The 6375-nt window shown below is 56.9% G+C and carries 4 protein-coding genes; 1 reads left to right on the forward strand and 3 read right to left on the reverse strand.

Features of this window, described 5'->3' with window-relative positions; genetic code table 11:
• Window positions 1-30: 30 nt before the first annotated feature.
• From gyrB to dnaN, 3 genes are all read right to left on the reverse strand, one after another.
• Entirely contained in the window at window positions 31-1974 is a 1944-nt protein-coding gene (gene gyrB / locus AEQU_RS11615) for a DNA topoisomerase (ATP-hydrolyzing) subunit B (protein ID WP_022741799.1), read from the reverse strand.
• A gap of 256 nt (window positions 1975-2230) precedes the next feature.
• Window positions 2231-3337, reverse strand: coding sequence for a DNA replication/repair protein RecF (recF, locus tag AEQU_RS11620; protein WP_022741800.1), 1107 nt, complete (start codon window positions 3335-3337; stop codon window positions 2231-2233).
• Entirely contained in the window at window positions 3338-4438 is a 1101-nt protein-coding gene (gene dnaN, locus AEQU_RS11625; RefSeq protein WP_022741801.1) for a DNA polymerase III subunit beta, read from the reverse strand.
• A 724-nt stretch (window positions 4439-5162) separates the two neighbouring features.
• On the opposite strand from dnaN, the gene AEQU_RS12790 reads away from it, so the two are divergent.
• Window positions 5163-6296, forward strand: coding sequence for an ATP-binding protein (locus AEQU_RS12790; protein ID WP_084280975.1), 1134 nt, complete (start codon window positions 5163-5165; stop codon window positions 6294-6296).
• Window positions 6297-6375: the final 79 nt, after the last annotated feature.

Here is a 6375-nt window from a genome sequence, read left to right on the forward strand (position 1 = left end):
TTCGTCAAAGTTATCAGCCATTTAGCTCTCCTAAATATCCAGGAAGCGGACGTCGCGGGCGTGTTTCTGGATGAACTCCTTGCGAGGCTCCACCTGCTCGCCCATAAGCTCGCTCACCACGCGCTCGGCCTCCACGGCATCGTCGATGTTCACCTGCAAAAGCGTGCGGGTTGCCGGCTCCATGGTGGTCTCCCACAGCTGCTCGGGGTCCATCTCTCCGAGGCCCTTGTAGCGCTGAACATCGAACTTGCTGGGGTCGTCGTACTCGGCCAGGGTGGCGGACAGCGCCTTCTCGTCGTAAATGTAGCGCTCGACCTTCGGGCTGCGGGAATTCTTCTTTTTCAGACCGAAGATGGGCGGCTGGGCGATGTAGATGTAGCCGAGGTTGATGAGCTCGGGCATGTAACGGTAGAAGAACGTCAGCAACAGGCAGCGGATGTGCGCTCCATCGACGTCGGCATCGGTCATGATGATGATGCGATGGTAGCGGGCCTTCTCGGCGTCGAAGTCCTCGCCGATGTTGGTGCCGATGGCCGTAATGAGCGAGCTGATGGTGTCGGAAGACAGCGAACGATGGAGGCCGGCGCGCTCCACGTTCAAAATCTTGCCGCGCAGGGGCAGAATGGCTTGGAACTTGCGGTCGCGGGCCTGCTTGGCCGAACCACCTGCGGAATCGCCCTCTACAATGAAGATTTCGGACTGCGAGGCGTCCTTGCTGGCGCAGTCGGCCAGCTTGCCGGGCATGCTGAACGAATCGAGCACGTTCTTGCGGCGGGTCATCTCGCGGGCCTTGCGGGCGGCCTCGCGGGCCTTCAGGGCCTGGGTGGCCTTGCCAATGATGCGCTTGGCCGGCGTGGGGTTTTCCTCCAGGTACTCGCCGAGGCCCTGGGCCACGGCGTTCTGCACCAGCGGGCGGATCTCCGTGTTGCCGAGCTTCGTCTTCGTCTGGCCCTCGAACTGCGGATCGTGCAGCTTCACGGAGATGATGGCGGCCAGACCCTCGCGGGCGTCCTCGCCGGAGAGGTTCGGATCCTTCTCCTTCAGAAGGCCCTTCGAGCGGGCGTAATCGTTGATGGTACGCGTGATGGCCTGCTTGAAGCCGTCCATGTGCGTGCCACCTTCATGGGTGTTGATGTTGTTGGCGAAGGCCATGACGGAGTTCGTGGAATAGGAGCTAGACCACTGCAGGGCCACTTCCACGGTGCCGTCGGCGTTTTCGGCCTCGAAGTAGATGGGCTTGTTCAGGGTCTCTTTGCCGTCATTCAAGAACTTCACGAAGTCGACGATGCCGCCCATGGCCTGGAAGACCTCGACGCGCGGATTGCCGTCGGCGTCGGTGATGCGCTCGTCGGTGAGGATAATTTTCAAGCCGCGGTTCAGGAAGGCCATCTCGCGGAAACGGGCGGCCAGGGTGTCGTAGTCGTACACCGTGGTCTCGGTGAAGATGTCGGGGTCGGGCCAGAAGGTGACCGTGGTGCCCGTGTGCTTGGCTTTGCCGATCTCATGCAGCTTAGTCTTGGTCTTGCCGTGGTCGAAATCGATCTCGTATTCTACGCCATCGCGGCGCACCTGCACTTCCACCTTTGTGGAAAGGGCGTTCACAACGGAAACGCCCACGCCGTGCAGACCGCCAGAGACCTTATAGCCCTCGCCACCAAATTTGCCGCCGGCATGCAGAATGGTGAGTACGACCTCGACCGTGGGAATCTTCTCCTTGGGGTGCTTGTCCACGGGAATGCCGCGGCCGTTGTCCTCACAGGAGATGGAATTGTCGGGGTGGATGGTCACCTTGATGGTATCACAGTACCCGGCCAGGGCCTCGTCCACAGCGTTGTCAACCACCTCATAGACCAGGTGGTGCAGACCGCGGGGGCCGGTGGAGCCGATATACATGCCTGGGCGTTTGCGAACAGCTTCAAGTCCTTCTAGAACTTGAATGTCAGAACCGTCGTAGTGATCTGGTTTGTTTGCCACTGACACTCCTTCGCTCTCGGAACAAAAGAACGCGCCCAGATGAGGGCGCCGAATGAGCGTCAATTATAGCATGGTGAAATCGTATTTCGACTGAAAGTCGCGGAACGGGGCTGTTATGAGGCTGTTTGAGGGCCTATGTTGCGGTTCGGTGAAGACTTTGCCATGAATTATGGAAAACAGGGCTTAAATCAAGCGAGAAATGCACTGAGTTAATACTTTGGGGACTCGAATGGGACGATCCTACGGTTTTGGCGTGTCACACCAACGGCAAGTGGATAACATTGCTCTTGTTCAACATGGCCTCATTAAAGTAATCGATGTTCGCTGTGGTGATAAAGGTCTGGCTACCACCTTCCATAGCGGTTACCAGCGCATCGCGCCGTCGGCCGTCCAGCTCGCTCATCACATCATCAAGAAGGAGCACCGGCTTCTGGTCGATGAGCTCCTCGATGACGGCAGCTTCAGCCAACTTATACGAGAGCACAATGGAGCGCTGCTGCCCCTGGCTTCCGTAAATTGAGGCGTTTTCCCCATCGAGGGTGAATACGATTTCATCGCTATGGGGCCCCACCACTGCCCGGCCGCGGCGTCGCTCTTCCTCCGCGCGCTCATGAAGCGCGCGGGCCAACGCCTCGCGGGCTTCGTCGCGGGTAAGGGATTCAACCGTTTCCCCCAGCGTTCCTTTTCCCCACGAAGGAACATAGACCGCGTTCAAGCAATCGCGTCCTTGAGAAATCTCCTGGTACTTTGCAATCAGATGAGGGAGCAACCGCTCGAACAACGCGATGCGGTAGATCGTGAGCTGAGCCCCCACGGTGACAACCATCTCATTGATGGCCTCCACAAGAGCGTCATCGGCCTCTTCTTTGAGAAGGCGATTCTTGTGACGAATCACCTTCTCGTAATCACGCCGTACCGTGTAGTAGCTTTTATTCACCTGAGCGCCCAACGTGTCCAACGAGGACCGCCGCCCGCTGTTCGGCCCTTTTACCAAGTCGAGGTCGTCAGGCGTAAAAACGACCGACGGAATGAGTCCCTTCAAATCGATCGGCCGTTTCGCCTTCCCGTTGAGCCGATACTTGCGCGTACGACCATCAAACGTGAGATCGATATCAAGACGCCGATTGCCGTCAGTTGCCTGCATGGATACGCGACTATGCTCCTCACCGTGGCGAATCAGCTGATCGGCCGTACCATGTCGGAACGACGTGAGCGCCGTAAGCAGCTGGATGGCCTCGATGAGGTTCGTTTTGCCGACAGCGTTCTCCCCCACAAGTACGGTGATATCCCCAAGCTCGCTTAGAGCCGCATCCTCGTAGTTGCGGAAATTCCGCAAAGAGAGGCTTTCGATACGCAGGGTCATTTAGGAGATGCGCACGGGCATGACGAGGTAGAGGAAGTTTTCCGGCTCGAGCGCGCGGAAGATGCCCGGCTTTAAAGCCGATTGCACTTCCAGGTACACCTCGTCGGTGGCAATAGACCCGAGACCATCCAGCACATAGGCATAGTTGAAAGCGATTTCCACATCTTCGCCCTCGATAGCGCAGGAGATGATTTCCTGCGCGCTGCCCACATCCTGGGATGCTGCGGAAATCTGCACCGTTTGGGAGGCGTTGTTCAAATCGAAGCGCACGGGCGAGGAAGTAGAGCCAAGCAGAGAGGCGCGGCGAACACTGGCCACGAGCTTATCCACCTCGATGGTAGCGCGAGTGGCGTAGCCGTCGGGGAGCAGCTGCTTGTAATTGGGGAAGTTGCCTTCAATGCGGCGGTTGATAAACACCGTGTCCTCGCAGGTCACGACGATCTGATTGTCGGCCAGGGCCAGAGACACCGGCGACTCCGTTTTCGGCAGTGACGCGATTTCCGACAGGAAGCTACCCGAGATGACCGCATGGAACTCATCGGCCGAGGAGTTCGGCAGAGGGGCGTCGGTGATGGCGAGGCGATAGGAGTCGGTGGCCACCATGCGCAGCACGCCGGCCTCCAGGGTGATGAGGACGCCCGTGAGAATAGCGCGGGACTCATCCTTGGATACGACGCGAGAAACACGCTTGACCATAGTGGAAAACTGATGGAAGGGAATTTCTATCTTCTGATGAACGTCCACGCGGGGAAAACCGGGGAAATCCTCAGCGTTCAAAGCACGGATAGAGAACGAAGACGTGTCGCAGGTGACGAAAGCCTGCTCGTCAGTGGCCTCGACATGGACCGCAGCATCGGGAAGGTTCTTCACAACCTCCGAGAACAGCTTACCGGGTACCACCGTGCGGCCTTCCTCCTCAACGAGCGCGGCCACGGAGTATTGAATGGAGAGCTCCAAGTCGGTGGCTTGGAGGATAATTTTGTCGCCGGCGGCCTCGATGAGGATACCGGACAAGACAGGGAGCGTCGATCGAGTGGAAACCCCTTTGAGGACAATGGACAGGGCGTTGGCGAGCTCGGTGCGATTGATACTGAATTTCAAGGGATGCCTCTCTTCGTAATGGCCTGAGCTGAAACAGAAGATATCGTGCGGGTATTATAACGCCGGAAAACAGGGAAACAGAGAGGCCGAGCAGAGTTGTCTGTCTAATGGTTGATTAGTTTTACACCCTTTTCTTGCTCCGTTGGTGGAAAAAGTGGATAACTTCCTCTTTTCCCAGCGCAAGCAGTGGATAACCATCCTTTTCACTGGGTGGATATCGAAGGTAAAGATGGTTGACAGTTTTAGCCAACAATTCACCATCGATTTTTCCTTTCAAAAACATTGCTCTGAGCTGGGATTTTGTAAATTATGTCAGGGTAATTCTCTTTAAACGCACCTATGTTCGAACAAGATCGTAGTTGACAGGATTTTTCTTCTCAAAGGGATAGGAAGTGGCTGAGAAGGGTTATCGAGAGCCTCTGTCAAGGTTTTTGGGCAAAGTTTTTCACTTTTTCCTCTTTGAATGACAGCCGTTAGGAATTCTCGAATTCCGAGTTTTCCACTTTTACTGAATATTTAGTTGATAAGTCGGAATTCTTCGGAAAATCGCAGGTAGTTCAATTTCAGTTTTCCACTTTTACTGAACAAATAGTGAATTACTCACCACCGGTTATGAAATGCGCAGGTAGATACCTTGTAAAATGATGAAACACGTTACAATATCCTGAAAAATTCTTGAAACAACGAATTGAACGACGAACAAAACGGAATGATCTTGGAAACCATGGAACAACATACTTCTCTTCACGACGAAGCTCCCCAGGGGGCTTCCTTCGACTATTCCTTCGTCGACACCGTGGGGCGTATCGCTCTCTACGATGACCTGCGCAGCGCACCACGGGTTGTGGAGATAAAGCCCGCTGACACGGCGGCTTATATCGAGGCGCTCGCCTCCACGGTTTACGAACAGTCCCACGGTGCAGGGGGGATCATCCCTTACACCGTCATTCGGGAGGTTTCCGAAAATTTCATCCACGCGCGCTTCAAAGAGGTAGTGGTCTCCATTCTCGACAAAGGGAACACCATCCGCTTCGCCGATCATGGCCCCGGCATCCCCTCGAAAGAAAAGGCCCAAATGCCAGGGTTTTCTTCTGCCGTCGAGCCGATGAAAAACTATATTCGGGGCGTCGGGTCGGGCCTCCCCATTGTGCGGGAGTACCTCGAATCGTCCCATGGCACCATTACCATCGAGGACAATCTGGGAACCGGCGCCGTCGTCACCGTCAGTTTGGTGCGTGAAGAAGACGATCCCCTGGACGACTGGGACGAAACCGACGTGCTGGGCAGCAAGGGAGAGTACGCCCCGAGCTCGTCCTACGCTTCGGAAACCGCCGCGGTCCATCAACCCTACGGAGCGCCCCTCACAGCTGGCGCCGAACCCTACCCCTCCAACCCAGCCGGCATCTATTCCTCCGTGGGCTCATCCAGCGCGCCAGGAGCGGCTCCCTACCCACCCGCCTACGCGCCGCAAGGCTACAGCACGGTACCCGCGCCCCCAGCTCCCGTACCGGCCCCCTCTTACGGAGCCCCTTACCAGGGATATCCGAGCTATGGAGCCTACGGCGCCGCCCCAACGGCCTATCCGACCTACGGAGCAGCACCGGCACCAGCGGCGTATCCGGGTTACCCGGGCGCCGTCATGCCGGCGCCCGCCCTCTCCGAACGCGAGCGAATATTCCTGAAACTTCTCCTTAAGGAAGGAACCCTCCGGAACAAGGATTTCAGCGACCTGACCGAGACGCCGGCCTCCACCACCAACACCACCCTCAACCGGCTGCGAGAGGCAGGTTTGGTGGAAATGGTCGGGAAGCAGCGGGCCCTCACCCCTTACGGCCGTCAGATCGCACAGGGTCTCTAAGACCCAAGCCTTGCCAATTTGCTAGAATTGCCCTGAAAGCGGAGAGCCACGGCAAAAAACGCCGGCGGAAGGATGATGT

This window comes from Adlercreutzia equolifaciens DSM 19450, assembly GCF_000478885.1.
In the GTDB taxonomy this organism is placed as follows: domain Bacteria; phylum Actinomycetota; class Coriobacteriia; order Coriobacteriales; family Eggerthellaceae; genus Adlercreutzia; species Adlercreutzia equolifaciens.